Origin of the sequence: Muriventricola aceti, from assembly GCF_025567565.1 — a bacterium.
In the GTDB taxonomy this organism is placed as follows: Bacteria; Bacillota; Clostridia; order Oscillospirales; family Oscillospiraceae; genus Lawsonibacter; species Lawsonibacter aceti.
In genome coordinates, this window is the sequence record NZ_JAOQKF010000001.1 from 207,728 (window position 1) to 234,383 (window position 26,656).

General features: G+C 57.1%; 25 protein-coding genes. 4 read left to right on the top strand and 21 right to left on the bottom strand.

From position 1 onward, the window contains the following. Positions 1–108: 108 nt before the first annotated feature. Positions 109–2,085 carry a TRAP transporter permease gene (locus tag OCV64_RS01135; protein WP_262669032.1) on the top strand — a complete coding sequence of 659 codons (1,977 nt, stop codon included), beginning with the start codon at positions 109–111 and terminating at the stop codon, positions 2,083–2,085. An 88-nt stretch (positions 2,086–2,173) separates the two neighbouring features. Continuing rightward, complete coding sequence (locus OCV64_RS01140; RefSeq protein ID WP_262669033.1) at positions 2,174–3,196, top strand: TAXI family TRAP transporter solute-binding subunit; 1,023 nt, start codon at positions 2,174–2,176, stop codon at positions 3,194–3,196. A 104-nt stretch (positions 3,197–3,300) separates the two neighbouring features. Here OCV64_RS01140 and mnmE read toward each other — a convergent pair whose 3' ends face one another. Both mnmE and OCV64_RS01150 read right to left on the bottom strand, forming a co-directional pair. Next, on the bottom strand, positions 3,301–4,683 hold the full coding sequence (gene mnmE, locus OCV64_RS01145) for a tRNA uridine-5-carboxymethylaminomethyl(34) synthesis GTPase MnmE (protein WP_147572821.1): 1,383 nt from the start codon (positions 4,681–4,683) through the stop codon (positions 3,301–3,303). Between the two features lie 377 nt (positions 4,684–5,060). Further along, the gene (locus OCV64_RS01150) at positions 5,061–6,449 is read right to left on the bottom strand and encodes an NAD(P)/FAD-dependent oxidoreductase (protein WP_147572823.1); all 1,389 of its coding nucleotides are present in this window, start codon (positions 6,447–6,449) and stop codon (positions 5,061–5,063) included. Between the two features lie 439 nt (positions 6,450–6,888). Between OCV64_RS01150 and rny the strand changes: the two genes are divergently transcribed. Further along, on the top strand, positions 6,889–8,436 hold the full coding sequence (rny, locus tag OCV64_RS01155) for a ribonuclease Y (RefSeq protein WP_147572825.1): 1,548 nt from the start codon (positions 6,889–6,891) through the stop codon (positions 8,434–8,436). A gap of 91 nt (positions 8,437–8,527) precedes the next feature. Here rny and OCV64_RS01160 read toward each other — a convergent pair whose 3' ends face one another. From OCV64_RS01160 to OCV64_RS01205, 10 genes are all read right to left on the bottom strand, one after another. Beyond that, complete coding sequence (locus OCV64_RS01160; RefSeq protein ID WP_147573039.1) at positions 8,528–8,839, bottom strand: YbjQ family protein; 312 nt, start codon at positions 8,837–8,839, stop codon at positions 8,528–8,530. A gap of 253 nt (positions 8,840–9,092) precedes the next feature. Then, positions 9,093–9,356: a hypothetical protein gene (locus OCV64_RS01165; protein WP_147572828.1), complete on the bottom strand. Its 264-nt coding sequence runs from the start codon at positions 9,354–9,356 to the stop codon at positions 9,093–9,095. Continuing rightward, a complete protein-coding gene (locus OCV64_RS01170; RefSeq protein ID WP_147572830.1) occupies positions 9,337–9,591 on the bottom strand; it encodes a hypothetical protein in 255 nt (84 codons plus the stop codon). The genes OCV64_RS01165 and OCV64_RS01170 overlap by 20 nt, the downstream gene beginning before the upstream one ends. Next, positions 9,575–10,228: a MerR family transcriptional regulator gene (locus OCV64_RS01175; protein WP_147572832.1), complete on the bottom strand. Its 654-nt coding sequence runs from the start codon at positions 10,226–10,228 to the stop codon at positions 9,575–9,577. Before OCV64_RS01175 ends, OCV64_RS01170 begins: the two co-directional genes overlap by 17 nt. A gap of 50 nt (positions 10,229–10,278) precedes the next feature. Continuing rightward, positions 10,279–11,079 carry a YhfC family intramembrane metalloprotease gene (locus OCV64_RS01180; RefSeq protein ID WP_240288720.1) on the bottom strand — a complete coding sequence of 267 codons (801 nt, stop codon included), beginning with the start codon at positions 11,077–11,079 and terminating at the stop codon, positions 10,279–10,281. Between the two features lie 157 nt (positions 11,080–11,236). Then, the gene (locus tag OCV64_RS01185) at positions 11,237–11,572 is read right to left on the bottom strand and encodes a cyclic-di-AMP receptor (RefSeq protein ID WP_147572836.1); all 336 of its coding nucleotides are present in this window, start codon (positions 11,570–11,572) and stop codon (positions 11,237–11,239) included. 108 nt (positions 11,573–11,680) lie between these two features. Next, a complete protein-coding gene (gene tsaA, locus OCV64_RS01190) occupies positions 11,681–12,358 on the bottom strand; it encodes a tRNA (N6-threonylcarbamoyladenosine(37)-N6)-methyltransferase TrmO (protein WP_147573040.1) in 678 nt (225 codons plus the stop codon). Positions 12,359–12,696: 338 nt separating this feature from the next. Further along, a complete protein-coding gene (locus OCV64_RS01195; RefSeq protein WP_240288722.1) occupies positions 12,697–13,386 on the bottom strand; it encodes an MgtC/SapB family protein in 690 nt (229 codons plus the stop codon). 27 nt (positions 13,387–13,413) lie between these two features. Continuing rightward, positions 13,414–14,394 (bottom strand): lipoate--protein ligase, encoded by a 981-nt coding sequence (locus tag OCV64_RS01200; RefSeq protein ID WP_262669035.1) that lies wholly within the window; start codon positions 14,392–14,394, stop codon positions 13,414–13,416. Positions 14,395–14,559: 165 nt separating this feature from the next. Further along, a complete protein-coding gene (locus OCV64_RS01205) occupies positions 14,560–15,210 on the bottom strand; it encodes a GDSL-type esterase/lipase family protein (RefSeq protein WP_262669036.1) in 651 nt (216 codons plus the stop codon). A 170-nt stretch (positions 15,211–15,380) separates the two neighbouring features. Here OCV64_RS01205 and OCV64_RS01210 point away from each other — a divergent pair, with 170 nt between their 5' ends. Then, entirely contained in the window at positions 15,381–16,199 is an 819-nt protein-coding gene (locus OCV64_RS01210; RefSeq protein ID WP_186852363.1) for a sugar phosphate isomerase/epimerase family protein, read from the top strand. A 90-nt stretch (positions 16,200–16,289) separates the two neighbouring features. Here the strand turns inward: OCV64_RS01210 and OCV64_RS01215 are convergent, their stop codons facing one another. The 9 genes from OCV64_RS01215 to OCV64_RS01255 all read right to left on the bottom strand — a co-directional run bounded on the left by OCV64_RS01215 (position 16,290) and on the right by OCV64_RS01255 (position 26,655). Then, the gene (locus OCV64_RS01215) at positions 16,290–17,381 is read right to left on the bottom strand and encodes a LacI family DNA-binding transcriptional regulator (protein ID WP_147572846.1); all 1,092 of its coding nucleotides are present in this window, start codon (positions 17,379–17,381) and stop codon (positions 16,290–16,292) included. A gap of 164 nt (positions 17,382–17,545) precedes the next feature. Continuing rightward, a complete protein-coding gene (locus tag OCV64_RS01220) occupies positions 17,546–18,868 on the bottom strand; it encodes an alkaline phosphatase family protein (protein WP_240288726.1) in 1,323 nt (440 codons plus the stop codon). Between the two features lie 54 nt (positions 18,869–18,922). Continuing rightward, positions 18,923–20,407, bottom strand: a complete 1,485-nt coding sequence (locus OCV64_RS01225; protein WP_186852365.1) for an FGGY family carbohydrate kinase — start codon at positions 20,405–20,407, stop codon at positions 18,923–18,925. Between the two features lie 32 nt (positions 20,408–20,439). After that, the gene (locus tag OCV64_RS01230) at positions 20,440–21,060 is read right to left on the bottom strand and encodes a DUF624 domain-containing protein (protein WP_186852366.1); all 621 of its coding nucleotides are present in this window, start codon (positions 21,058–21,060) and stop codon (positions 20,440–20,442) included. Positions 21,061–21,084: 24 nt separating this feature from the next. After that, entirely contained in the window at positions 21,085–22,164 is a 1,080-nt protein-coding gene (locus OCV64_RS01235; RefSeq protein ID WP_262669037.1) for a ComEC/Rec2 family competence protein, read from the bottom strand. Positions 22,165–22,256: 92 nt separating this feature from the next. Continuing rightward, positions 22,257–23,669: an extracellular solute-binding protein gene (locus tag OCV64_RS01240; protein WP_147572856.1), complete on the bottom strand. Its 1,413-nt coding sequence runs from the start codon at positions 23,667–23,669 to the stop codon at positions 22,257–22,259. 65 nt (positions 23,670–23,734) lie between these two features. Continuing rightward, complete coding sequence (locus OCV64_RS01245; protein ID WP_186852368.1) at positions 23,735–24,571, bottom strand: carbohydrate ABC transporter permease; 837 nt, start codon at positions 24,569–24,571, stop codon at positions 23,735–23,737. Further along, positions 24,568–25,464, bottom strand: coding sequence for a carbohydrate ABC transporter permease (locus OCV64_RS01250; RefSeq protein ID WP_147572860.1), 897 nt, complete (start codon positions 25,462–25,464; stop codon positions 24,568–24,570). Before OCV64_RS01250 ends, OCV64_RS01245 begins: the two co-directional genes overlap by 4 nt. 54 nt (positions 25,465–25,518) lie before the next feature. Continuing rightward, positions 25,519–26,655 carry a GNAT family N-acetyltransferase gene (locus OCV64_RS01255; RefSeq protein ID WP_262669039.1) on the bottom strand — a complete coding sequence of 379 codons (1,137 nt, stop codon included), beginning with the start codon at positions 26,653–26,655 and terminating at the stop codon, positions 25,519–25,521. Position 26,656 lies beyond the last annotated feature (1 nt).

The window sequence follows — 26,656 nt, forward strand, 5'->3', positions numbered from 1 at the left end:
GGCAAAAACTTTCCTTCAGGACTTGACACAGGGCTCTATCTATGATACAACAAGTAGCGTTGTTGCTTCAGCACTTTTAAGCGATAAAGTATTTGGGGAGGAACTCCAATGGAAGAAAACCGACCAATGGCCCAGCACGATCAGGAACAGCTGGAAGCCAAGGCCCAGAAGCTGCTGGAGGAAAAGGAGGCAGAATCCCGCACCCGCTCCTACTCCGGCCCGGCAGGTACAGCAATCACCATCCTTCTGTGTGTGTGGACGGTGTTCCAGCTGTATTACAGCACCTTTGGTGTCATGAGCGCCATCAACCTGCGGGCATTCCACTGTATTTTTCTGCTGGCTTTCACCTTTCTGCTCTACCCCACCTATAAGCGGGAGAGGCGGGTGCGGAAGCTGCCTCCGGTGTGGGACCTGGCGCTAGTCGTGCTCACCGTTCTCACCTTTGGCTATCTCATCTTGAATTATGAGCGCATCGCCCAGAACGGCGGCCGGATCAACCAGTTTGAGCTGATCATCGCCGGTGTGGCCCTGGTGCTGGCCTTTGAGGCTGCCCGCCGGGCCTCTGGCAATCTGGCCATCCTGGCCCTGATCTTCCTGGCCTACAACTGGTTTGGCCAGTATCTGCCCGGTAAGCTGGGCCACAACGGCTTTACTTTGAAGCGGGTGCTGTCCACCCAGTTCTGGGGGACCCAGGGACTATTGGGCACCGGCATCGGCGTTTCCGCCACTTACATCTTCCTGTTCGTGGTGTTCGGCGCCTTCTTGAAGTACAGCGGCTTCTCCCGCTTTATCAATGACTTCTCCCTGACCCTGGTGGGTCAGACCGCCGGCGGTCCGGCCAAGGTGGCGGTCCTCGCCTCCGCCCTGATGGGCATGATCAACGGCTCCGCCATTGCCAACGTGGCCACTACCGGCACCATTACCATCCCCCTGATGAAGCAGACGGGATATAAGAAGGAATTTGCCGGCGCCGTGGAGGCGGTGGCCTCCACCGGCGGTCAGTTCTGTCCCCCCATTATGGGCGCGGTAGGCTTCGTCATGGCGGAATTTTTGAACCTGAGCTACACTGCCGTCATGCTGGCCGCCATCGTCCCCGCCTTTTTATACTATTTGGGGCTGCTGTTTGCCGTCCACTTCGAGGCCAGGCGGCTAGGACTGTCCGGCCTGTCCAAGGAGAACATCCCCGACGCTATGAAGGTACTCCGGGAACAGGGGCATCTGGTGATTCCCCTGGTGGTCCTCATCGCCCTGATGGCCATGGGTTACACCCCTCTATATGCCGCCGTCATCGCCATCTTTGCCACTATCGCCGCCAGCTGGCTGCGGAAGGACACCCGGATGACCTGGTCCAAGATCGTGGCCGCCACGGTGGAGGGGGCCAAGGGCGCTGTTTCCGTGGGTGTCTGCTGTGTTATCATCGGCGTCATCATTGGCACCGTCACCCTCACCAGCCTGGGGTTGAATATGGGCTACCTCATCCTCTCCGTCGTGGAGAACAGCAGCATCTATCTCACTGGTCTGCTGGTCATGATCATGTCCACTATCCTGGGCATGGGCGTCCCCGGAGTGGCCGCCTACGTCATCGTTCAGGCGGTGGCCGTCCCCGTTCTGATCGACGTGAACGTACTGCCTATCTCCGCCCATATGTTCTGCCTTATCTACGCCTGTCTGTCCAATATCACCCCCCCGGTGGCCATGAGCAGCTATGTGGCCGCCGGCATCGCCGGCTCCAACCAGACCAAGACTGGCCTGCTGTCTGTCCGCCTGGGCCTGGTTGGCTTCCTGATCCCCTTCTTCTTCCTGGATAACCCCATCCTCCTCATTGGAGCCGACCCCACCGCCACCATCGCTGGCAGCCTGTGGGCCATGTTCACCGCCTCCATCGGCACTGTGGCCCTGGTGGGCGGACTGGAGGGTTGGTTCGTCCGCAAGTCCAGCTGGCCTGAACGTATCGTCCTCATCGCTGTGGCCCCCCTGATGCTCTATCCCGGAGCGGTCACCGACTTCATCGGCTTTGCCATCCTAGCGGCAGTCATTCTCTTCCAGTTCTTCACCCGCCGCCACGCCCCGGCACAGACTATCTGAACCTTGTCCTGGACCCCATCTGTTGTTCCTCATCCTCCTGTCACAGGGTGTCGGACATATGAAATTACATCGCAAAGGAGTATTCGAAATGAAAAAGATCCTCTCTCTTGCCCTGGCCGCCGCTATGACCCTTTCTCTGCTGGCCGGCTGCGGCTCCAAGGACAGCGGCAGCTCCACCAGCTCCGCCAACAGCGGCGGCACCTCCAGTCAGACCACCGGGACCCATGACCCGGTCACCATCAATTTCCCCACTGCCTCCGCCTCCGGCGCCCTATACGCCGTCGGCGCCGCCATCACCAATCTGTGGGATACTGAGATCGATTATGTCAGCGCCTCCAGCCAGGCCTCTGCCGGCGGCATCGAGAACCTGACTCTGGTATCCGAGGGCGAGGCCCAGGTGTCCATTGCCATCTCCAGCAACTGCTACCAGTGCCTCAACGGCACCGACAGTTTCGAGGGTTACGCCTATGACGATCTGAAGGTCATCGCCGGCCTGTACTTTAACCCCAATCAGGTGGTGGTCACCGAGAAGTCCGGCATTACCTCTCTGGCCGATGTGGCCGGCAAGCACTTCGCTGTGGCCGCCGCCGGCTCCTCTGTGGAGGGTGAGTGCCGCAACCACTTCACCGCCGCCGGCCTGACCTACCCCGACGACATCCAGGCCGAATATATCGACTTTACCGCCGCCGCCGATATGCTGGCCAACGGCACTATCGACGGCGCCTGGATTATGTCCGGCGCCCCGGCCGCCGCTGTGTCCCAGGCCCTCTCCTCCGGCTGCAAGCTGCTGAATATCGACGACGCCATCATCTCCTCCCTGCAGGAGCAGTACCCCTGGTACGCCCCTTTGACCATCCCCGCCGGCACTTATCCCAACCAGGACGAAGACATCCAGACCTCCGCCATCAAGATGGTCATGTTCTGCCGGGGCGATCTAGATGAGGAGACCGTCTATCAGCTTACCAAGACTTTCTGGGAAAATATTGATAAGTTGGGCGACTCCCAGGCCAATCTGAAGGGTCTGACTCCCGAGGAGGCGGTGAAGGATATCGCCGATCTGCCCCTCCATTCCGGCGCTGAGAAGTACTACACCGAAATCGGTGTGCTGTAAGCTTCTCTATTGGACCGAATAATTTAAATAGCTCCGGGACCTGTTCAGGTCCCGGAGCTATTTTTATCATCTTATCCACAGGCCGCCGTTCTCTTCGGCATACCTTATTTTCCCACGCAAAACCGGGAAAAGATGCGGTCAGTGATATCCTCCCGGACCGATTGGCCGGTCAGCTCCCCAAGGGCGGACAGGGCCTCCTCCACATCGGTAAGCAAGGCGTCCGGGGTAATCCCCGCCTCCAGGGCCTCTCGGGCCCGGCCTACCGCCTCCCGGGCCCGACCAGCCGCCTCGGCCTGCCGCTGGTTGGTGAGCATCTGGCCATAAGAGGCATCGCTGCCGCGGGGAAACAGGTATTCCACGGCGGCGGCCAGATCATCAAGGCCCTCACCAGTGGCAGAGCTGACAGCCACCGCGTGGGGCGCTTTTGCGCCAATCACCCCCAGGCTGCTGGCATTGCGGGCCAGGTCCTTCTTGGACACTACCAGTACCCAAGGTTTTCCGGTATCTGAAACGGTCCGCATCAGATCCAGGTCCTCCGGGGTGAGGCGGACAGTCCCGTCCACTATCAGGAGGATGAGCTCCGCCTGCTCTATGGCCTGCCGGGAACGCTCTACTCCCATCCGCTCAATGGGGTCGTCGGTGTCCCGAAGACCGGCGGTATCAATGAGGCGGAGGGTGACGTTGCCCAGTTCCACCCGCTCCTCCACCGTATCCCTGGTCGTTCCCGGAATATCGGTGACAATGGCCCGCTCATATCCCGCCAGCGCGTTCAACAGGGAAGATTTGCCTGCGTTGGGCCGCCCCACGATGGCACAGGGGATCCCATCCCGAAGATAGCGCCCCCTCTGGTAACTGCCTGCCAGCGTCCGGAGCGCATCCTCCTGACCCCGCAAAATCCCATTCAGCTCCTCCAGCCGGAAGGGGTCTATGTCCTCGTCCGGGTAATCCAGTACCGCGTGGAAATGGGCCATCACGTCCACTAAGGCGGAATAGATCTCCCCGATCCTTTTGGATAGAGCTCCGGCCAGCTGTCCGGCCGCATGGCGGGCCCCCTCCCGGCTTCTGGCTTCCAACAGGTCGCCCACCGCTTCCGCCTGGGCCAGATCCAGCTTGCCGTTCAAAAAGGCTCGCCGGGTAAACTCTCCAGGCCCCGCCTGACGGGCTCCCTGCGCAAACAGGGCCTCCAGCCCTAGAGAGAGCACCATAGGCGCCCCATGGCAGTGGAACTCAGCGGTATCCTCCCCGGTGTAGCTGGCTGGGCTCAGGCTGTAGGTACACAGCACCCGGTCGATGGGACGGCCCTCCAGGTCCAGCAGGTCTCCATAGACCAGGCAGCGGGGGGCATGATCCGTTAATCCCTTGGGCCCCAGCGGTTTGAAGCACTTTCCCGCAATCTCTACCGCCTGCGGGCCAGACAGGCGGAGTACCCCGATGGCTCCGGAGCCAGCAGGAGTGGAGATGGCGGCTATAGTGTCAGTGTAGCACATAAAAGCCTCCTTCGGTATGCGAGCCGACAGGAAGCGGTCCGCTTCCTGCAAAAACAGACGGCAAGTTTTTTGTCGAATTTTTACCCTTGACAATAATTATGGAAACCAAAATGAATCGTCTGCTCCCCAGAAGTTAACATAACACGTTGTGGAAAACCCTGTGGATAATGTGGACAACCCTTGAAAACAGGGCATACTTTCTTCTGTGAAAATCAAAATAACGGTTTCGCGAAACTGCATATACATCTGCCAAAAAATAACCGGCATCCCTCGGGTCTCGGCGCCCACCTTACCCAAAAATGCAGGAAGACCGCCGCGCCCTGAGCCGGCCACGGTAGCCGGAAGGACGGGCGGCCTTCCTGTCCAGGGGGCCGGCCTTACATCCGTTTTACGACAGCTCTGGCCGCCTGCACACCAGAGGCACCGGCCTGAGCTAGTCCTCTGGTAACACCGGCGCCATCACCCGCGGCAAAGAAGTTGGGCAGGGCGGTTTCCAACTCCTCGGTGAGCTGCAGGCGGGCGGAGTAGAACTTCACCTCTGCCCCGTAGAGCAGGGTGTCATAGTTGGCAGTACCGGGGGCGATCTTATCCAGCTGATAGATCATCTCAATGATGTTGTCCAACTGCCGCTTGGGCAATGTCAGGGACAGATCTCCGGGGACGGCGGCGGTAAGGGTGGGCCGGACAAAGGACTTGCTCATCCGATGCTCATTGGTGCGCCGTCCACCCACCAGATCCCCGAACCGCTGGACCAGTACGCCACCGGCCAGCATATTGGACAGGGAGGCCACGTGCTTGCCGTAGCGGTATGGTTCATTGAATGGCTTGGTAAAGCGGTTGCTGACCAGCAGGGCAAAGTTGGTGTTCTCACTCCGGAGGGCCGGGTCAGCGTAGGAGTGGCCGTTCACCGTGTTAATGCCCTCCACGTTCTCCGCCACCACATGGCCGTAGGGGTTCATGCAGAAGGTGCGCACCTGGTCGCCGTACTGCTTGGTGCGGTAGACTAGCTTGGACTCGTACACCACGTCGGTGATGTGCTCAAAAACGGTGGCGGGCAGCTCCACCCGCACGCCAATGTCTACCTGGTTGTTGAGCAGCTCCAGCCCCAGGTCCTTACACTGGTTGGAGAACCACTCAGCACCAGATCGGCCCGGGGCGGCGATGAGATATTTGCAGGCCACCTCGCCCCCCTTGGCCAGAGTCAGGCGGTAGCCCCCCTCTGCCCGGGCGATGGCGGCCACCTCGGTATTAAAGGAGAACTCCAGCTTGTCCCGCAGTCCCTCGTAGATATTGGTGAGGATGCGCAGATTGTTTTCTGTGCCCAGGTGCTTACACCGGGCCTGAAGCAGGTGGAGGTCAAAGGCCAGGGCCCGACGGGCCAGAGCCTTGGCCTCTGGGGACTCGGTGGAGAATACCTGGTCAGTGGCCCCGTGACGGACGTTGATGGAGTCCACATAGTCGATCAGCTCCATCACCTTGCCAGGCTCCATGAAGTCAGTGAGCCAGCCCCCAAACTGGGTGGTAAAGTTGAACTTCCCGTCGGAAAAGGCTCCGGCCCCGCCGAAGCCGCACATGGTGTGGCACACCGGGCAGTGGATGCACTCCTTCACCTTACCGGCCACGATGGGACAGCTCCGGTGGTAGATATCGCTGCCCTGATCTATGGCCAGTACCTTTAGGCCGGGGGCTAGATGGGTCAGTTCGTAGGCGGCAAAGATGCCAGCCTCGCCGCAGCCCAGGATGACAACGTCATAATTGGCGTTCATGGGAACGTCTCTCCTTTATCCTTATCTTGAAAATCCATTTTTGTCAGGGATCTCCCCTCAGACACATACAGGAAATAGTATAGCATACTTTTTAAAAAAAAGAAAGAGATTTCCCATAGCGGCGGCCTGTTTCAGTACCTACATGGCTCTAACCGTCCCTTTTCACCAGAGAGAACTGTAAAAAATCGGCAGAAAAGCCGCGCCCATAAATATGAATAAATCTTGACAGGAAAGACAGATGCCTTTACAATAGAAACGGACAAAAATGAAAAACTTTGGGGATGTTTTTCAGTTGTCGCAGAGAGGCCAGCCATTCCAAGTCGGGCGCTCTTTGCGGCTGATTTTATGTACAAGTCCCGTGAGGGCTGGCGGCCTGGACACGGGCGCTGGGGCGGTCCGCTCCAGCCTTATGAAATTTCATGGAGGTGTAAAAGACCAAATGCTACCCTATATCATCGGAGCGATCATCGGTATCGTGATCGGTCTGGCGGTAGGTATCCCTGTAGGCATTCAACGTCGGAAGAAGTCCGCCGAGCAGCAGATCGGCTCCGCCGAGGAGGAGGCTACCCGCATCGTTAATGAGGCCTATAAAAGCGCCGAGAGCAAAAAGCGCGAGGCCATGGTGGAGGCCAAGGAGGAGATCCTGAAGGCCAAGAACGAGCATGAGCGTGAAGTCAAGGAGCGTCGGGCCGACCTGCAGCGCCAGGAGCACCGGCTCCAGCAGAAGGAAGAGAACCTAGACCGCAAAACCGAGAACATCGAGAAGAAGGAGGAGCAGCTCTCCTCCAAGCTGTCCAGGCTGGAGGCCACCCAGGCCGAGGCGGAACAGATCAAAAAGAGCCAGTTGGAGGTGCTGGAGCGCATCTCCGGCTACACCGCGGAGGAGGCCAAACACTACCTGCTCCAGCAGTTGGAGGAGGAAGTCACCCACGAGTCGGCCATGAAGATCAAGGAGATCGAGGCCCGGTTCAAGGACGAGGCGGACACCAAGGCGCGGGAGATCATCTCCCTGGCCATCCAGCGCTGTGCCGCGGACCATGTGGCCGAGGCCACAGTTTCTGTCGTTCCCCTGCCCAACGACGAGATGAAGGGCCGTATCATCGGCCGCGAGGGCCGGAACATCCGCACCCTGGAGACCCTGACCGGGGTGGACTTAATCATCGACGACACGCCGGAGGCCATTACAGTCTCCTGCTTTGACCCCGTCCGCCGCGAGGTCGCCCGGCTTGCCCTGGAGAAGCTGATTCTGGACGGCCGCATTCATCCCGCCCGCATCGAGGAGATGGTGGAGAAGGCCAAGCGCGAGGTAGACGCCGTCATCAAGTCCGAGGGCGAGCGGGCCATCTTTGAGACCAACGTCCACGGCCTGCATCCGGAGTTGGTCAAGCTGCTGGGCCGGATGCGTTACCGCACCAGCTACGGTCAGAACGTGCTCAATCACTCCATCGAAGTATCCCATGTGGCTGGACTGCTGGCCGCTGAGATCGGCGCCAACGTGGCCGAGGCCAAGCGGGCCGGTCTGCTCCACGATTTGGGCAAGTCCATTGACCATGAGGTGGAGGGCTCCCACGTTCAGATTGGCGTGGAGCTGGCCAAAAAATACCGGGAGAGCGAGGGCGTCATCCACGCCATCCAGGCCCATCACAACGACGTGGAGCCCCGGACCGTCGTCGCCTGTCTGGTCCAGGCGGCTGATGCCATTTCCGCCGCCCGCCCCGGGGCCCGGCGGGAGAATTTGGAAAACTATATCAAGCGGCTGGAGATGCTGGAGGAGATCACCTCCTCCTTCAATGGGGTGGAGAAATCCTTTGCCATTCAGGCCGGCCGTGAGGTCCGTATCATGGTCAAGCCCGAGGTCATCAGTGAGGACCAGATGGTCCTGCTGGCCCGGGAGATCGCCAAGAAGATCGAGGACGAGCTGGAATATCCCGGCCAGATCAAGGTCAACCTGCTGCGGGAGACCAAGGCCATCGAGTACGCCAAATAATACAGTCAAAAAGAGCGGGACGCCCCCCAGCGTCCCGCTCTTTTTTGTTGATATTCTCGGAAGAACCACCGCGAAAGGCGGCGATCCGTCTTCAGCGGTACTTCACCGCGGTACCGTAGGCGATGACCTCGGCCGCCCCCTGCATGACTGAGGATGAGCCGTAACGCACGTTGATGACCGCGTCCGCCCCCATGGACTCCGCCTCGTCCACCATACGCTTGACAGCGATCTGACGGGCCTCGTTGAGCATCTCGGTGTAGCTGGTGATCTCACCGCCCACCAAAGTTTTCATCCCGGCCATAAAATCCTTGCCAAAGTTCTTGGACTGGACGACAGTACCTTTAGCAATCCCCAGCACCTCAAGCTCCCTGCCCGGAATATAATCAATGTTTACCAATAGCATATGTCTTTCCTCCTTATACAAACTCACAAACTCCTTTGCTGTATCCAGCTCCTGAAACCGCTTCCGCAGTGTCCACAGTGCGGGCAGCAGCACAGCGGCACAGACCGCCGCCAGTACAGTAAACAGGATAAACAGCCACCGTGGAATGTTCGGGATAGCGCTCAGGGCCGCAAATCCAATGACACAGGCCATCTGGAGCAGACCAAAAAGGGCCATTCCCAAGACAGCCGATCTCTTTTCTCTCCGCAGCCACTCAATATTTCCGCGCTTCATCCAGCTCCCCCCTCTCGATCTCCCGAATCCGCTGGATTAGCACGACAAAACTGAAGGGGATGGTAAGCAGATCTAGAATGGCCAGCAGAAGCAGCAGGCCGTGGAGTTCAGGCCAGGGGGTGTGCTCTCGTGTGAAAAGCAGCAGGGCCGCTCCAAGGATTCGGAATAGGCCGCTGAACAGCACGCTTTTAACGGCAGCCCGCTTCTGTTCCCTCTTGCGGATGTCAGTACCTTTTGGCTTCATCCTCCTCACCCCCTTGGATCTCTTTCCAGCGGCGGTACAAAGAGATGATCGCGCCTAGAGCCACCGCCAAATACAGCAGGGCAAAAAACAGAACGACGCCGGTGGCAAAGGGCTCGGTATCCCCGCCGAAGTAGCCGGTCAATAGGGCGCCAGTGAGCAGGAACATCAGGACCGCCACAGTGATCGTGACCAGTACAGCACCCAGGAAGCCTTTTCCCTTAGTAGTTTTTCGCATCGTCTTCCTCCCCCCGCTGAATCTCCCGAATCCGCTGGATCAGTGCCAGCAGAACCCCCAGAATGACCACTGCCGGGAGGGCCACCAGCACCACGATCAGCGGAAGGGGCGGAGCTTCCGCAGCCTCCACTGTAAACCCCCAAATCATCAGCGCGATGACACCAGCCATAAAGGCGGTCATTACCAGGGCCGCGATTACGGCCGCGGCATAGCGGATGGGCTTCACATCTCCGTACTGCTTATCCTGGAAGGTGGAGCCCGCCTGCTCCATCTGCTCCATCTCCGCCAGCAAGGATCCGGCATCCAGCTCGGCCAGCCGCTCCTCCCGGTTCTTCAGGCAGCGGCACAGTTCCATAGACTGCTCCAGACTGCGCTGCTCCCGCTCCAAGGTGACCAGGTGTCGCCTCATCCCGTCCGCTACCGTGATCCTGCCCGCCTGCATCCGCCGGATCTCCTCCAACGGGACACCCAACTTGCGCAGCAGCTTGATCTGCCGCAGAGTATCCACTTCCTCCTGGCCGTAGTCCCGATAGCCGTTCTCACTGTTGCGCCTGGGAGAGAGCAGGCCCTGCTCCTCATAAAACCGGATGTTCTTTTTGGTGATGCCCACCAGGGCCTCCACCTCGTTGATCTTCATGGGCTACGCCCCTTTCTGGTCCTACTCTACACCTTCCACCTGGGGGAAGGTCAAGACTTTTTCCATTTTTCCTGTAAATAGACCCGTCGGGCCAGCAGGGCCAGGGCTGCCGCCCATGCTGCCAGCAGCGCCTCGGTAGCCGGAATAGGCAGGAAGGCCCCGGCTGCCACAGCGGTGACGTCCACCGCGGCGTGGAGCAGAATGGCGGCAGGGAACCAATACCAGCCGCTCTTCCTGGTAACGGCGGCGTACACCAGTACCGACAGGGCGATCTGTACCACCATCGCCGTGATCCGCTCGAAGGCCCCCCAGAGGTAGAGTGCGGCGGGGGTAACAGCAAGAGAGGTGATAGCCGCCATACCAGCTTCTGGAATGGGGCCTATCAGCTCCTCCACCGCTGGCAGGCCGCCCCGGTTGATGGTCAGGGACAGAATGACATTGTTGACCATGGTCATTCCCAAGAGGAGGAATGACTCCGCCCCTCCGTGGCCCGCCCCATACATCAGGGCGTCTCCGGGACCCTGAGTCCACCGCCGGCCCAGCCGGAAGGCCACCCAGCGGCCGCACTCCTCAAAGATACCGGCCATCAGCCCCCCGTACAGAGCGTATAGCCAGATGCTGCTGTTCAGCGCCTGGCTCCAGACCCCGTAGTACAGCAGCCGGTGCCCCTGGGCCTCCAGCCCCATGGCGAACAGCGGGAACACCACACAGCCCAAGAGGAAGAATCTCGTGCGTCCCCCGGTCCTCCGCCGAAATAGCAGGGCCAGTCCCAGCGGGAGGGCGACCGAGAACAGCCCCACCAGCCCCATGACCAGTATGGCCGAGGAGTCTACCGCTCCATTCATTTCCATATCGCTTCCACTCCTTTCTGGTCAGACCATACATGGTCCAGAAGGGGGAATGTCAAGACTATTTTATAAATAACTTTTCTTCCTGTTGGTGGAAGGTCTTCTTTTTCAAAAAGCGGCCCCGGTCTGGCGAGACCGGGGCCGCTGTCCGCAGGTGCGCTTACAGTTTTTTAAAATCTGATACGTCCAGCACGAAGACTGTGGCTCCCCCAGCCTCCACCTGGATGGTGCTATAATTATAGTTCCAAATGGGCGCCCCGCCTATGGGATAGGGTGCGGCCACATCGATCTGGGTCCGCTTCGCACAGTTCTCCCGCAGGATCCCCATGACTTCCTCCACCCTGCTGTCCTCGACCCCGATCATCAGTGTGGTATTGCCCTCCCGCAAAAAGCCTCCGCTGCTAGCTAATTTTGTCACACCGATATTTTTTTCACTCAGAGCGCCGATGGCGGCATAGCTGTCCTTGTCCCGGATCACCGCAAAGATCATTTTCATAGGTTGCTCCTCCTGTACTTCTGTTTTTTCGATGCTTTTAAGACTGATATCCCTAGTCACTAATGTAGTATATAGCGATATTATACACCATTTTGAATCAAAACTTTATTAAGATTTCCTCCGGGATATTTGGCACACATTCAGGATATCCCCCTCTACCTGAAACTTTACCTCCAGACCTCCAAACTCCATGGTGTAGATCCGGTCCGGAACCTGTTGATAAGAGGGCCTGGGGTCCTGGGCCAGCACCCCAGTCAGCGCGGGCAGCAGTCCTTCTGGAATCAGAGCCTTCCACCGCTCCGGGATATCCACCGCCAGGGACGCCTCCTTGGGTTGGCTGGCAAAGCCCCCCACCGCCTCCGGCTTACAGTCGGAATAGGGCAGGTAGGGCTTGATATCATAGATCGGGGTCCCATCCATCAGGTCAGCCCCCCTGACACGGAGGACGGGCCCCCGTTCCGTGTGCGGATCTATTCCCGCCAGCCGGACACAGCTTAGGCCGATAGGGTTTGGACGAAAGGGGGACCGGGTGGCAAAAACTCCCAATCGGCGGTTTCCCCCCAGTCTGGGCGGCCGGACAGTGGGCGTCCAGCCTTTGTCCCTGACCTCGGAAAAGTCCCAGATAAGCCAGATATGGGAAAATCCTTCCAGCCCCCGCAGCGCATTGAGGTCCCGAAACTGGGGTTCGAACACGACGTCCGCCTCCAACTCCTCCACCAGACCGCTCTGCCGAGGGATACCAAATTTTGTGTGGAACTGGCTCTCGATGTGGGCGATTACCGTCATCGCTCCGTTTTCCTCCACTCCATATCCCCTCCTCCGCCGTCCATTGTCCCCTCTATTATACAACAGGTCAGCCCCGATTTCATCCCCTGAAGCAAATTTGTTTTTGCCCCTAAAAGCCCTCCCGCAAGAAGTTCCGTCGCCCGCAGGCGACGGAATAAAATTTGATCCCGTCATTTCCGGCGACATGCGCGTCGGAAATGACACTTCTCCCGCAGGGTGGGCCGACTTTTCCGCTGGGAGTGGAGGACCACCCTGCGTATGGCTTTTCTCGAAAAAGTGTCTTTGCCGCTTTTTTAACAGTTTCAAGCCCCCCTGGTCTTTGACCAGGGGGGCTTCCTTCAGACAGAAAAGGAGCTAATCTGTTCATGCCGGTCCATCAGCCCCTGCAGCTCCTGGGCGCTGATGGGTTCCTTGACCCGGACGGTCAAGGTATAGGCCACATCTCCATCTCCCGTCTTGTTCACGGCGCAGTTGCAGATACTGCCTCCCCGCTCTTGTAGAAGGCGGAAGAGATAGTCCCGAAATTCCAGGGAGTCCCGGAATCGCACCTTGATCTCCTGCATGGTGTAGGCGTCGTTTCCAAAGTGGAATCGGTGCATCAAAAATTGTTCCAACACAATAAGCAGCGTACCTGTGATGCCGATGATATACATACCCGCCCCTAGTGCCAGCCCCACGGCAGACGTGGTCCACAAACCCGCAGCGGTGGTCAGGCCCTTGATGGAAACCCCGGTGCGGAAAATAACTCCGGCCCCCAAAAATCCCACACCGCTGACTACCTGAGAGGCTATCCGCGACGCATCCGCCCCCTTCGTCCCGTAGAGATACACCCCGGCCTCCTGCACAAGATCCGCAAAACCATATTTGGAAACAATCATCATCAACGCCGCTCCGCAGGCGACCATACAGTGTGTGCGCACCCCGGCCTCCTTCAGCCTTTTGGACCGCTCAAAGCCAATTAAAATACCGCAGACGCTGGCCAACACGATACGGAGAAAAAACTCAGCTTCCAGTATGTAGGGGATCATGGACATATACTCCTCTCAAAAACCTCTTCAGCCGCACAGCAGCTGGATCAATGTATCCCAATCCAGGCCGGACACATAGGCCCCAAGGTCCACCCCGGTTAGAGGGGACAAGTCTTCTGGGATGAGCCGCCGTCCCCGGAACAGGTCTTCCAGGGAAGACAGCTCTTCCCTGCCAAAAAAGTCACCGGACAGTTTCAGGCATTGAATCCGGCCTTTCTCCATCGCCAGTTCAGCTGATATCTGACCGAAGGGGTAATACCCCTCCCTCCTGATATCACAGCGGGGAGACGCCCCGTAGTTCCACTCCCACGTCGCGTAGCGGCTGTCCCGCAAAATCTGGATTTCCGACAAATCTCCCTGGCTCAACACGACTGGATGGGGTGCCGCCGCAAAGACTTGTTTCCGTAGCACCTCTTTGAAACGGGCCATAGTAATGGGGCGCTCCAGATGCTCGTTGATTGAGGTGACACGGCTGCGCACGGATTTGATGCTCTTGGAGCGAATCTTGCCCTCCTTCACCTGGAGCGCCTTGGTCAGAGTATCCCGGTCACAGTCCAGCAGGATACAGCCATGATGGAGCAGCCGCCCATTCCTGAAATACTGAGAACTGCCGGATATCTTTTTCCCATCAATGGTGATGTCATTCCGACCGGATGTCTCCGCCGCCACGCCCAGTTCCTTCAAGGCAGCCAGCAGAGGCTTTGTAAACACTTCAAAACGAAATGCCTCAGCCCGGTCTTCCTCCACGATAAATGTGTAGTTCAGATTCCCCAGATCATGATACACCGCGCCTCCGCCCGACAGGCGGCGGGCTACCCGGATTCCCCTCTCATCCACGAATGTCTGGTCAACTTCCTCCAGAGTATTCTGGTATTTTCCTACTATAACAGCTTTATCATTCTGCCACAGCAAAAAATAGTCCTTCATGGAATCCATATGGGTAAAAAAATAGTCCTCCAGCGCCAGATTGTAATAGGGATCTGTGCTGGTGCTTTCATAAAATTCCATAGCGCCGGCGACCTGCTTTCTAAAGCAAAAATATTACTAATAATATTTTATTTTTATAGTAGATAGTATAGAGTATACTTTCTATTTTGTCAATAGCACTCCGTTTTTTGCCTATATTTTTTATCAATTATTCAACTTTTAAAATTTTTTCTCCATAAAATATTATTAATATATTTTATCCAATTCTTTTGCCAATCGCCGGGCCATTTCCCGATGCCCCTCAAGATTTGGGTGGATTCCATCCAAAAACAACTCATGGCGCACCTGCCCGGAAACGCTCAGGAAATCCGACGCAAAGTCTACCAGGACCAGCCCGGCACTGGCTGCAAAACGTCTGAGCCACTCATTGTAGGCCAAAATGCGTGGGGCACTCTGATAGAAGTCCACCACCCCCGTCCATTTCTCTGGAGCTTTGGACCAGTCTACCGGAAGCGGAATGCCAATTCCCGGAAAAATTCCCTCCGCCTCCAGTTGGTGACAGATCGCGGTCATATTGCCTCTGGCCTGGCTGTCTGTCCCGGAAAAAAAGATATCGTTGCTGCCCCCCATCACCAAGACCCGGCAGTCTCCGCCGCATCGGCGTTCCTCCAGCGCCGGACCCAGGACATCCCGTTGCAGACGAACCAGCATTCCGCCGGTCGTATCACCACTGATCCCCCGGTTGACCACCGTCCACCCACACTCCCTCTGAACAAGAGAGGTCCAGCAGTCCCGGCGAGTTACTCCCGCTCCAAATGTCAGGCTGTCTCCCAGGCATATCAGTTTCCTCCGAATGCCGTCCCCGTTTCTCCCTAGATCTTTACCTATACCACACATCGAATTTTGCCTCCAAGTTTTAATAATATATTTTTTCTATCTTCCCTTGACATCTCTGTATATTCCGTCTAAAATATTGATATTCAAAATATATTTTCCTGTTTTTTGCCAATTTTAGAGCAATTTTAAGTAATATCAAACTAATATTTTAATAGAATCGGAGGTCAACTATGCGAGACATTTACTTATCTACTTACTGCGTGGCCTTTCAAGACTACCCCTGGCTGGCGGAGTGCATCCGTACCTTCCCGGACTTCCCTGTAGGTGTAGAATTTGCCACCAGCTGGACCACACCCAATTTTGACGAAAATCTGGTCCGTCAGATCCCAGTCTTCTCCCATCTGCCTATTACCCTCCACGCCCCTTTTGTGGAGGAGTGCACCATCCCCGGCAGCCCAGAGGAGCAATTCATGGAAAAGGAGTACAACAAGGCTTGTCGCCTCTATCATCAATTCCACGCTACCTCCATGGTTATGCATACCCACGAGGGTAGCTTTCCCGCCCAGGAGGGGGACCGCTGGCGAGCCCGCTCTCTGGAGGTCTTGCTGGACTGGACCCGCCGCATGATAGACGAGGGCATCCACGTAACAGTGGAAAATGTGGGCTATCCCAAAAAGAACAGCGTCCTTTTTGACCAGGAGCAGTTCGTAGCTCTTTTTGACCGTCTCCCCCAGGAGGTCGGCTGTCTGATCGATACCGGTCACGCCATGCTCAACCGCTGGGATATTCCCGCCCTTATCCGCCGAATGGGGACCCGCATCAAAGGATACCACCTCAACAACAACGACGGCTTCCACGACAGCCACTACCCTATTTACGACCCAGAGGGCTTCTGTTCCCATCAGGAGATGGACGACATTCTCCGCGCCATCGCCCAATATACACCTCAGGCCCACCTAGTGCTGGAATACGCCCCCGACGGGAGGGCAACCACGCCTGTCATCCACTCCGACATCCGCCGAGTGGTTCAAATCACAGAGTCCCTGTAGCAGCTGTACTCCCTCACAAATATTGCGCGCCCCGGCATCCGGCCTCTCAGGCCGGCTTTGCCGGGGCGCATATTTTGTGTCCGCTTCCTGTCACTTTAACACCAGCCGGCTCTGGGCAGGAGGAGGAGCCGTGGTCCCACGGGCCACCAGCTGAGGATGGCACTCCACCTTGTACCGCGGCACTGTGCCGGCCGCCCCAGCTCCCCCCGGAGGCATTTTGAGCTTTTGCAGCAGCACTTCCACCGCGCTCCGGGCCAACATCTCAGTGTGCTGATCCACTGTGGTCAACGATACACCGGTCAGCCGGGAATAAAATAAATTATCAAACCCCAGCACCGATACATCTTCCGGCACAGAAATGCCCCTCTCTCGAAGGGAGTCAATCACTCCGTATGCCAGCATATCATTGATACAGACAATGGCGGTGACTCCCTGGTCGTACAGCTTCTCGTTCTGGGCCAGCAAGTAACCCGCGTGGTAATCATTGAGCCGTTCGGCCAGGTTGTCCGCCTCCGAATTGTTTTCAATACATAAGACCAGGTCATTGTCGGGCAGATGCTGTGCGAAATAGGCTTTCAGCCCGTTCAGCCGCTCCGTCCGAGCAGTGTTCCGTTTCAGAGGGCTGGTAAGTACAGCGATGCGCTGATGTCCCAGCGCATGGAGGTGTTCAGCAGCCAACCGGCCCGCCAGACAGTTATTCAGCTCTATGATATCTGTTTCCAGATTAGAGATGCGGTCACAAATGGTAACTACAGGTATCTTAGCTGACACCTCAGCAAAGGCAGCCGGATTATCCGGCGGCGACAGCAGGATAACTCCGGGATAGTTATTGCTGACCGCCATCTCCATATACAGCTTTTCCGACTCCGTATCGTGGTAAGTGCAGCAGGAGACCACCTTATACCCCTGGGCGTAACACACGTCCTCGATGCTGCTGAGCATGGCTGTGTAATACGGGTTGGTCACGTTTGCCATCAGCACCATAACGGTCTTGGGCCGAGGCCCCTGCGTAATGGGACGTTTCGCCTTATAGTTCAACTGGGCAGCAGCGGCATAGACCCGGTTGACAGTTTCCTGGGAAAAGGAGGCACTGCCGCTCTGGTTCAGAATCAGAGAAACCGTGGTCTGGGAAACTCCAGCTAAACGCGCCACGTCGTGCATGGTAACGGTAACCCTTTTCATTGTTCAACACCTTGCTCAGCTTTTCAGAATACCACCGCCCAGCAGAGGAGCAGGGAACCCCCTCCGCTGGCCGATGGTAATATTTTATCACAAATTCCAGCCCCTGTATAGTTTTTATGTGCGATACCTTTCGGTTTTGTTCCTTTTATGGTCAATACGGTCATCTAACGCAGGAAGCAGTCCATGGCCTTACCATCCGCCTGAGGCAGTTCCACCCCCAGAAGCTTGGCGTAGGTGGGCGCCTCATCTACCACCAGCCCCCGCTCCAGCGTAGTCCTCTCCCGAAAATCAGGTCCCTTTGCCACAAAGACGGGCTGCGCTCCCAGGTCCGGGAGGTATCCGTGGGTAGCCCGGCCGAAGCGGTAATCGTTCACGTCGAAGTTCTGCACCAGCGGACGCACCGCCTTGTCTCCAAAGGAGGTATAGCCGTCGCTCTCGATCACGAAGCTGAAGCCGCCGTAAAGATGCTCCTCATCTCGTGCTTCCTCGGCTGTGAACAGTCTGCCGATCCCATAAACTCCCTCCTGCCGCAGCTCCTCCAGACACTGATAGACAGCCTGTTTCAACGCCTGGTCCTCCGGGTCCCGGAGATAGACATTGGAGGACATGGCATTGGAGAAGCAGTAGGCGCGCCAGTCCACTACGTTGCCCTGTTTGTCCACATCGATAAAGCCACGATCAGCCAGCAGCACATTCAAATTGATAGCCCGGCAGATATCCCTCTGTCCATGGTCACTGACCAGAACCAAGTTGGTTTCCTCGGCTACACCGGCGATCCGGCACGCCTCCATCAGCTCCCCGATATACCGGTCCAGATTGGCCCGAGCCTCGTCCAAATAGGAGCTAAACACCCCGTGGGCATGGCGATAAGTATCAAAGGTGCCCGTGTGAACAAACATCACCTCAGGGGCATGTTGACGAATCACATCGCTGGCCACATGGATGATGAAGTCGTCCACCGTGGGCCACTGCATGAAATTCTTTTTGCCGCCTTTTTCATAGCCAGCGGGCAGGTACCTCTTATTAGCCTCTATGATGTCCAGCATAGCAGGGCTGGAACCCGCGTCGGCGAAGCTGCTGCGCAATGTGTCTCCAGGATGGGGCATCCAGTATTCAGCCATCAGCCAATCCACATTCTTGTTCCCAGCGGTAACAGGCCAGGAGATGGCGCCCGTGGTATACCCGGCTTTTTTTGCCGCCTGGAAGATGTCCTCCACCTGGATGGCGTCGCTGAACCACAGCCAGTTGTCATCCTTGTTGGTGGTGGTAAAGGAAAAGTTGCTGGTGACACCGTGCTTTCCCACATAGCATCCGGTCATCATGGACACATGGGCCGGATAAGTCACAGAGGGATATATGGTACGCATACCTCCCGTGACCTCACAGCCTCCCGCCAAAAATTTCTGAAAATTAGGCAGCCTCCGCAGGGCGTCTACGTCCTCACATACCATAGCGTCTACGGAGTAGACTAAAATACGTTTTTTCATTGCAGCATCTCCTTATTTGCGTACTCCGCTCCCGCCCGTCGGCAGGCCAGAGTCCTATCGGCTCAACGCCTTTTGCACCGCCCGGGCCCAGCCATCCAGCCGTTCCAGGCGCTCCTTCTGTTCCATCCGCGGCCGGAACAGCTGTGTCCGCCGAAGCCGTTCCAGCTCCGGCAGGTCATACAGTCCCATAGCCAGTCCAGCCATTTGTCCCGCGCCCACGGCTACCAGCTCCTCATACTTTCCAAGGACAACAGGGCGGTCCATAATGTCACTCTGAAATTGCGTCAGATAGCGATTTTTTGTAGGCCCCCCAGCCATCCGCACCTGACTGGCAGGCGCGCCCATATCCCGCTCCATGGCTCTCACGATATCGGCCACTTGGTATCCAATGCTCTCTATCCCAGCTCTGACCAGCTCCGCCCGCCCGGTCAGCCGGCTCATCCCCACAAAGCAGGCAGAGGCGCCATCGTCCCAGTAGGGCGCTCCGATCCCCGTGAAGGCAGGTACCAGATAGGTATGGTCACCTGGGTCAGCCCGACAGGCCAGCGCCTCGGTTTCCTCTGGGCAGGACACCAGCTCCAGACCGTCCTTCAGCCAGGTGGTGACCGCTCCAGCATAGTTCACCACACCCTCCAGAGCGTATACAGTCTTTCCATTCATCCGCCAGGCCACCGTGGTATTGAGTCCATTCTGGGACTCCAGCGGTTCTTCTCCAATATTCATCAGTACGCAGGTGCCTGTTCCATGACCCGCCATGCAGTCCCCCCGCTCCACGCATCCGTGTCCAAAAAGGGAGGCATGGGAGTCCCCGATAGCACTTCGGATCGGCACCGGATGGTCCAGCAGTCCTCCCAAATCTGTCTGTCCATATTCCCCATCAGAGCCGCACACCTGGGGCAGCACTGACATGGGGATATCAAATATCCGGCACAGCTCCGGATCCCACTCCATGGTATGGATATTAAACAGCTGGGTGCGGGAGGCGTTGCTGCAATCCGTTTTGTGGACTTTTCCTCCGGTGAGCTGCCAGATCGTCCAAGTATCCATGGTGCCGATGCAGAGCTGTCCCCGTTCAGCCTTCTCTCTGGCCCCAGGCACATGTTCCAGCGCCCAAGCCACCTTCCCGGCAGAGAAAAAGGGGGAGGGGACCAGCCCGGTACGCCGCTGAATTTCCGGATAATCGCCTCGTTCCTGGATATGGCGGCACAGCTCCGCCGCTCGGTTACACTGCCAGACGATAGACTCACACACCGGCCTGCCTGTATCCCGCTCCCACAGGGCCACGCTCTCCCGCTGATTGGTGACCGCCACGCCGGCCAGCCGCCGGGAATCAATCCCGCTGTCCCGTACCGCCGCCTGAGCAACCCGAATAATATTTTCCGCGATCTCCTGGGCATCGTGCCCCACCCATCCCTGGGCGCTGATTAACTGCCGGTGGGGCAGGTCCCGGCGCAGGACGAACTGGCCCTGGCCATCCAGCAGGATCGCTTTGGTCCCCTGGGTGCTCTGGTCAATCGACAAAATATAGCCTCGTTCCATAGAGATCCTCCTTTCCCGCTCCTTTCACAATTTTATTCCTGGGGAAAAATCAGTTCATTGATAGCCGGCCACACCAGCGCTACGGAGAGGGCGGCAGCAGCGGCCAAAAGCAGCATGGCCCACGGCAATACAGAAATGGGATAAAGCAGCAGGAACACACAAAGCGACCCGTACACCGCCCCCATTGCCAACAGCGTACGGGGGAGCCGGGCGAAGGACAGCAGCGCAGCGTCCCACAGTGCTGAAAAGAACGGTATGCTACTGTCCGCCAGCAGAGGGACCAGATATACGCCCGTCATTGCCGCCAAAAACAGCGACAGGGATATAAAGAGCCAAAGCATTGTCCGTCCCGCTCCATCCAACTGTCCAGCTACGCTGGCGCTCCAAAGGATGATCAGCAGGTACAGTCCTACCACCGCTTCCAGCTGGATGCCCCGCCAGAATTTGGCTTTAAATACATACCAAAAGTCTACCCAGCAGCTCGAATTTCCCCGGTCATCAGCCCGTCTGGTCAGCACCCCATTCATGGCCAGCAGCGCCGGTCCTACTGTGAGCAGCGGCAGAGAAAAGGCCGTGAATAGGAGATTGGCCAGCAGCAGAGCCTTCCACTCCTCCAGAAAAAGCCGTTTAAGCAGTTCCGTTGTCTGTCCCATGTATGCCTCCCAATGTATGGACGGTCAAGAGATCACGATGTGTCCCTCCGAAGGGGCATCCGGCAGGACCGCCACATCTCTTATTTTCTGGATCTGGACATCATACACGCCGTCGCCGGCAGTGGATACCCGGATCGCTCCGTCTGTGCTGTTGTAGAATACCTCGGCCCCACCGGCTATATACCGCATTGCCACTGTCCGGCTGGCCACGCTGTCGAACATCCCCACCGCGATCTTGGGAGACATGGCCTGAACGAAGTCCTTGCCGTTGGAGGTATCCTTGCCGTGGTGGTTCATTTTTACCACATCGCTAGCAATATCCTGCCCATACGTCTCTGTCAGCGCCTGTTCCCCAGTAATGTACAGATCGCCGCTAGTCCAAAAGCTAGACTGACCATAGGTCAGACGCATGGCAATCGAACCGTCATTGGCGTCCAGATAGCCGCCGGCCACCTCCTCCGTATCCCCCGGAGTTGGACCAAACACCTGGACTTGGACTTCCTCCCCCAAAGAGAAGGCGTCCCCCGCCTCTAAAACTTCACAGGGCAGGGACAGTTCTTCTATCTTTTCCATCATGGCTTGGTAGGTCCCGCTGTCATATTCATGCCCATTGACATAGACCTGCCCGATTTCAAAATTGTCTGCTACTGTGACAAACCCTCCCACATGGTCCGCATGCGGATGAGAGAGGACCAGAACGTCGATCTTATCTACACCCATAGCCAGCAATTGGTTTGTCACCTCCTGCCCTCCAGGTACGTTTCCACAGTCCACCAGCATCACCATCCCATCCGGCGAAGTATAGACCGCGCTGTCGCCGGTGGTGACCGCCTCCTTACCCGTTCCGTAGATCGTCTGTAGATAAAGGTAGCGGGCGGTCAATTTCCCTTGGTCTTGGCTGGTGTCAAAAACCAGATCAAAGTAATCCTCCGGCTGGGAAATTTCTCCCTCTTTCAAAGCCGAGGAGCCAGAAGCGGAGTCCCCTGGTCCTGACGCGGACACAGATGTGCCGCTCTGACCGCCGCTGATATCCCCTGGCTCTCCCGCACACGCGGCCAGCATCGCTAGCGCCAGAAGGGAAGTCCAGAAAAGTTTATGTTTCATGACCAAGTTCCCCCTTTATCATCGGAAAAGGGGGGCAGGGCCTGGCCCTGCCCCCACATGGGAAGTTATGCTATACCTGGAACACCGTCCGCTCAGGGATTGGACATATTGTATAGGTCAATCGCTTCCTGGATGGTCTCCTCAGCAGTCTTGATGACGTCGTCGATGTTAGCCTTAGGATCGCTGGACACGGTTTCGATGGCCAGCTTGTTAGCCACCTTCATCTCGTTGGAGATGGGGATATAGGGGTTGGTAGCGGAGTCGTCAGAGGCGGCCAGGGACTCGTACACGCCGGTAACGGCGGGGAAGGTGTTGGCCACATAGTCGTTATAAGTATCGCTGGTATAGGACTCCTGGTTGGGAGCCAGATAGCCGGTGGCGACAGCAAAGGAAGCGGCCTGCTCGCCGGTGCTGGCGAACTTGATAAATTCATAGGCGCCCTGCTGTTCAGCGGTGTCGCCGGTGTTGCAGATCCACAGGCCGGTGCCGCCGGCGGGCTCGCCGGAATTCATGCCGGCCTCAGTGGCGGAGATCATGGGGATGATTCCCACTTCAAAAGCGCCGTTGGCAGCGTCCAGAATCTTGGTGGTCATAGAAACCACGCCCATGAACATGGCGCAGTCGCCGGAAGCCATCTGGGGAATAACCTCAGCCTGGTAGTCAGAACCGTAGGCCACACACAGCTTTTCCGCGTGGAGCTTCTGATACACGTCCAGCATATTGTAGATGGCGTCGTGTACTTTGGCATCCTTGGTGTACAGACACTCGGTGATCCGCTCGCTGCCCAGGCCGTTGTTGTTGTTATATGCCTGCAGGCCCTCACGGCCCAGAGCGGCGTTGAAGTAGAAGCCATCGGGATGGAAGCCGACGCCGTAGGTGGTATAACCGCCCTCGACCAGTTTGACGCAGGCGTCATAGAGATCGTTGAAGCTCTTGATCTCCTTGGGATCGATGCCGGCCTCAGCCAGCATATCGGCGTTATAGTAAATGCCGGGATAGCTGTAGCCCACGGGGTAACCGACCTGGTTGCCCTCGTTGTCGCAGTAAGCGGTGCGGATGGCTTCCCAGGTGCTCTCCAGCTCAGGCCAGCCGTTGGTATCGGCGTCGATAAAGCCCTGGAGCGGGACACAGTATTCAGCCGTGGCGTACATAGCTACGTTCTCCACAGGACCAGAGAACATGGAGGGCAGATCGGCCTGGGCGGTAGAGCCCAGCTTGGCGTTCAGCTCGGTCTGATTGCCCTGATACTCGATGGTCACATGATAGGCGTCCTGGCTCTCATTGAAGGCGTCAATCACCTTCTGCAGGTGGTCCACGTTGGCCTGGCCAAAGGCGGTCCACCACAGAACCTCGACAGGCTCGCCGGAGGTGGAGGGGGTGCTGGCGCTGGTGCCCGCGCCGGAAGACGCGCTGCCCTTGCTGTCGTCGGGCTTGTCTTTGCCGCCGCAGGCCGCCAAGCTCATAGTCATGGCAAGCGCAAGAACAATGGATAAGACCTTTTTCATACTAATGCTCCTTTTCCAATTTTTTATAAAAAGCCTCTTTGCTTTTTACAACATCAGGATAGGCCTCAGCCCTTCAGGCCGCCGGCTGTCATGCCCTTGATAATGTAATCCTGACCCAAAATATAGATTAGGACCGAGGGAATGATAGCTACCACGGCGCCGGCCAGAATATGTCCGTAGTTCACCACATCGGCTGTGACTAGATAGGAGATTCCAATCTGGATGGTCCGCATCTCGTCCCGGCTGGTGACCAGCATAGGCCAGAAATACTGGTTGTAGATCTGGACGAACAGATAGATCGCCAACGAGGAAATGGTAGGGATGGACAGGGGCATAGCCACACGGAAGAGAAATCCCATGTCACCGCAGCCATCCAGAATAGCGGCCTCCTTATAATCTTTGGGCAGGGTCATAAAATACTGCCGCATTAGGAAAATAGCGGTGCCCGAAATGAGGGAGGGCAGGACCAAACCGATATAGGTGTCAATCAGGTCCATGTTCTGAATGGTAACATAGTTGGTGATGACCACCACCTCGCCGGGGATCATCGTCGTCATCAAAATCAGGGTAAACAGCAGGTTTTTCCCAGGGAATTTGAAGAACACGAAGCCGTAGGCTGCCAGACAGGAGATTATGACTTGGGCCACGATACACACCAAGCATACCACGGCAGAGTTTTTCAGATAGTGAAGAATGGGGATCTGCCGAAAAACCTGAGCATAGCTCTCCAGGGTGGGGTTGGCTGTGATCAGCTTCAGGGGATAGGTCATCAGCTCCTGATCCGTCTGCAGCGAGAAGCATACGCCGACAATCAGCGGAGAAATGAACAAAATACCGATGATCGTCTTGAGAGCAAAGGAGGATATCTCTCCCGCTATTTTCTTCTGATGGGGCGTAATCATTGGTAATGCACCACCTTTTTCTCCAGGGCGAACTGGATCCTGGTGAACAGGAAGATCAGCCCAAACAGGAACAGGGCCTGCACGCAGGCCGTTTCAAATCGACCGTTAATAATGGCGTTCTCGTATATGTAGTAGATTAGTGTCTTCGTCTGGTTAGCCGGACCGCCCTGGGTCAGCAGTCTGATCTGAGCAAAGCTCTTGAACGAGCTGCCGATGTTCAGAAACAGGACAAAGAAAATCTGAGGAGAGGCCATTGGAATAATAATATCCTTAATTCGGCGGAAAGGGCCGGCCCCGTCCAGCAGGGCACTCTCCAGCAGGTCCTCAGGCACATTCCGAAAGCCTACCAACAGGAAGATGAAACTCACGCCAATATGCATCCAGATTGTCATAGCGCAGACCGCCCAGATGGCATGGGGCATCTCGTTTGTCCAGGCGATCTCCGTACCCAGAATATTATTCAGCAGGCCGTTCTTCTGGCGGTAGATAAACAAGAAGATAGCGGCAGCCGGGGAGGAGGCGATGGCCATGGGCAAGGCGTACATGGTCTGGTAGACCTTGGAAAAACGGACCTTTTTAGTCGCCATCAGGGCAAAAATCATGGCGACAATAAAGGTAAAAAACAGGTTGATAGCGGCCATCTTCAAGGTAACGGCCACCACATCCCAGAAGGAGTCCTTGGTCAGCACTCGGATCCAGTTGTCCGGACCAACCCACTGGGTAAAGTTACCCTGCTTATTGGTCAGCGCGAAGGACAGTACAATAGTCTTGATAAAGGGATAAAAGGTAAACAGCGTGAACAGGGCCATAGCAGGAAAGATCAGTACATAGGGCAGCGGTTTGACCCGTCCCAGGCGCCGTTCCTTCCCCGGTTCCCTTTGGAGTTTGCTCAAAATTTTCACCCTTCCTCTGTTCGCTCAAAGCATCAAACGGTCATCCACCCGGCCTCAGGCCAGGATGGGATAAGGGCACGGGGGAGAGAACAGCTCAAGGGCCATACGGTCCCGGAAGCCCCGCATAGGGGTAAAGGTAAACCGCTCCACCACCCGCCGGTCCTCGGGCAGCCGAGGAACAGAGACGGTCAGAACACGTTTCCCCTGATACCGAAACACATGAGCCGCATATCCGAACAGCTGTTCAGTATAACCCTTACCCTGAAGCTCTGGCAGGACAAACATGGTCCTGACATGGCCGCAGTCCTCAGGAGTCTCCTCCTCGTTTTCCATCCAGACAAAGCCCACAGGGCGGCCCTTTAGGCGGCAGACAGCCAAATAATCCGGATTGTAGGCCGTCAGCTCTCTGGCCCGTGCCAGCCACTCCGCTCCGTCAAAGGGCACTTCCGCTCCCTCTGTCTGCCGGGCGTGGGCTCTGGCCAGTTCCTCCAGGACCTCACTCTCCTTGTCTAAGTCCACCGGGTCCACAGCCATATTGATGTCGGCTCCCGCTACGCCGCTCCAGGCCCGCCGCAGTTCCGGCGGGAGGTGGGAGCCGTCATTCATATACTCCACAGAGAAATTGCCCTCCCGGTCTACATGAATCAGGCTGACCGAGGTGTTGTCCCCATGGCCTACCACTTTCACATCAGACATGGGCCGCCCCATCATAGCGCATAGGCCAGCCTTGATGGTACAGGAGTGGGATACGCACAGGGCATTCCCGTCCCCCACTTCCCGGGCAATGCGCCGCAGGCCGAACAGCAGACGGTCTGCCACCTGCTGAAAGGTACTGGCCCCCGGAGTAGTATTGGCCCAGGGGTGCTCATCCCAATCTTTGCTTTCTTTGGGATATTCCTTGGCAATATTGCCCCAGGCCATATCCTCCCAGACACCAGTGGTGACTTCCCGCAGGTGGATCCTCACTCGGATGGGCAGCCCTCGCTCCTTGGCGATGGGCTCCACTGTCATGATAGAACGGAAGGCGTCGCTAGAATAGATGCCGTCGATAGGGATATCCCGAAAACGGCGGCGAAGCATCTCATTTTGCAGATAGCCCTTCGTGGTGACCAGAGCGTCCGTCTGTGCCTGAGTCCGCCGGCAGGCGTTTCCTTCTGACTCGCAGTGCCGGACCAAGTAAATGTTTGCCATT

Bases quoted from the DNA above. Each gene is read 5' to 3' on its own strand.
- OCV64_RS01135 (WP_262669032.1), top strand. From the start codon at position 109: ATGGAAGAAAACCGACCAATGGCCCAGCACGATCAGGAACAGCTGGAA.
- OCV64_RS01140 (WP_262669033.1), top strand. From the start codon at position 2,174: ATGAAAAAGATCCTCTCTCTTGCCCTGGCCGCCGCTATGACCCTTTCT.
- mnmE (WP_147572821.1), bottom strand. From the start codon at position 4,683: ATGTGCTACACTGACACTATAGCCGCCATCTCCACTCCTGCTGGCTCC.
- OCV64_RS01150 (WP_147572823.1), bottom strand. From the start codon at position 6,449: ATGAACGCCAATTATGACGTTGTCATCCTGGGCTGCGGCGAGGCTGGC.
- rny (WP_147572825.1), top strand. From the start codon at position 6,889: ATGCTACCCTATATCATCGGAGCGATCATCGGTATCGTGATCGGTCTG.
- OCV64_RS01160 (WP_147573039.1), bottom strand. From the start codon at position 8,839: ATGCTATTGGTAAACATTGATTATATTCCGGGCAGGGAGCTTGAGGTG.
- OCV64_RS01165 (WP_147572828.1), bottom strand. From the start codon at position 9,356: ATGAAGCCAAAAGGTACTGACATCCGCAAGAGGGAACAGAAGCGGGCT.
- OCV64_RS01170 (WP_147572830.1), bottom strand. From the start codon at position 9,591: ATGCGAAAAACTACTAAGGGAAAAGGCTTCCTGGGTGCTGTACTGGTC.
- OCV64_RS01175 (WP_147572832.1), bottom strand. From the start codon at position 10,228: ATGAAGATCAACGAGGTGGAGGCCCTGGTGGGCATCACCAAAAAGAAC.
- OCV64_RS01180 (WP_240288720.1), bottom strand. From the start codon at position 11,079: ATGGAAATGAATGGAGCGGTAGACTCCTCGGCCATACTGGTCATGGGG.
- OCV64_RS01185 (WP_147572836.1), bottom strand. From the start codon at position 11,572: ATGAAAATGATCTTTGCGGTGATCCGGGACAAGGACAGCTATGCCGCC.
- tsaA (WP_147573040.1), bottom strand. From the start codon at position 12,358: ATGACGGTAATCGCCCACATCGAGAGCCAGTTCCACACAAAATTTGGT.
- OCV64_RS01195 (WP_240288722.1), bottom strand. From the start codon at position 13,386: ATGATCCCCTACATACTGGAAGCTGAGTTTTTTCTCCGTATCGTGTTG.
- OCV64_RS01200 (WP_262669035.1), bottom strand. From the start codon at position 14,394: ATGGAATTTTATGAAAGCACCAGCACAGATCCCTATTACAATCTGGCG.
- OCV64_RS01205 (WP_262669036.1), bottom strand. From the start codon at position 15,210: ATGTGTGGTATAGGTAAAGATCTAGGGAGAAACGGGGACGGCATTCGG.
- OCV64_RS01210 (WP_186852363.1), top strand. From the start codon at position 15,381: ATGCGAGACATTTACTTATCTACTTACTGCGTGGCCTTTCAAGACTAC.
- OCV64_RS01215 (WP_147572846.1), bottom strand. From the start codon at position 17,381: ATGAAAAGGGTTACCGTTACCATGCACGACGTGGCGCGTTTAGCTGGA.
- OCV64_RS01220 (WP_240288726.1), bottom strand. From the start codon at position 18,868: ATGAAAAAACGTATTTTAGTCTACTCCGTAGACGCTATGGTATGTGAG.
- OCV64_RS01225 (WP_186852365.1), bottom strand. From the start codon at position 20,407: ATGGAACGAGGCTATATTTTGTCGATTGACCAGAGCACCCAGGGGACC.
- OCV64_RS01230 (WP_186852366.1), bottom strand. From the start codon at position 21,060: ATGGGACAGACAACGGAACTGCTTAAACGGCTTTTTCTGGAGGAGTGG.
- OCV64_RS01235 (WP_262669037.1), bottom strand. From the start codon at position 22,164: ATGAAACATAAACTTTTCTGGACTTCCCTTCTGGCGCTAGCGATGCTG.
- OCV64_RS01240 (WP_147572856.1), bottom strand. From the start codon at position 23,669: ATGAAAAAGGTCTTATCCATTGTTCTTGCGCTTGCCATGACTATGAGC.
- OCV64_RS01245 (WP_186852368.1), bottom strand. From the start codon at position 24,571: ATGATTACGCCCCATCAGAAGAAAATAGCGGGAGAGATATCCTCCTTT.
- OCV64_RS01255 (WP_262669039.1), bottom strand. From the start codon at position 26,655: ATGGCAAACATTTACTTGGTCCGGCACTGCGAGTCAGAAGGAAACGCC.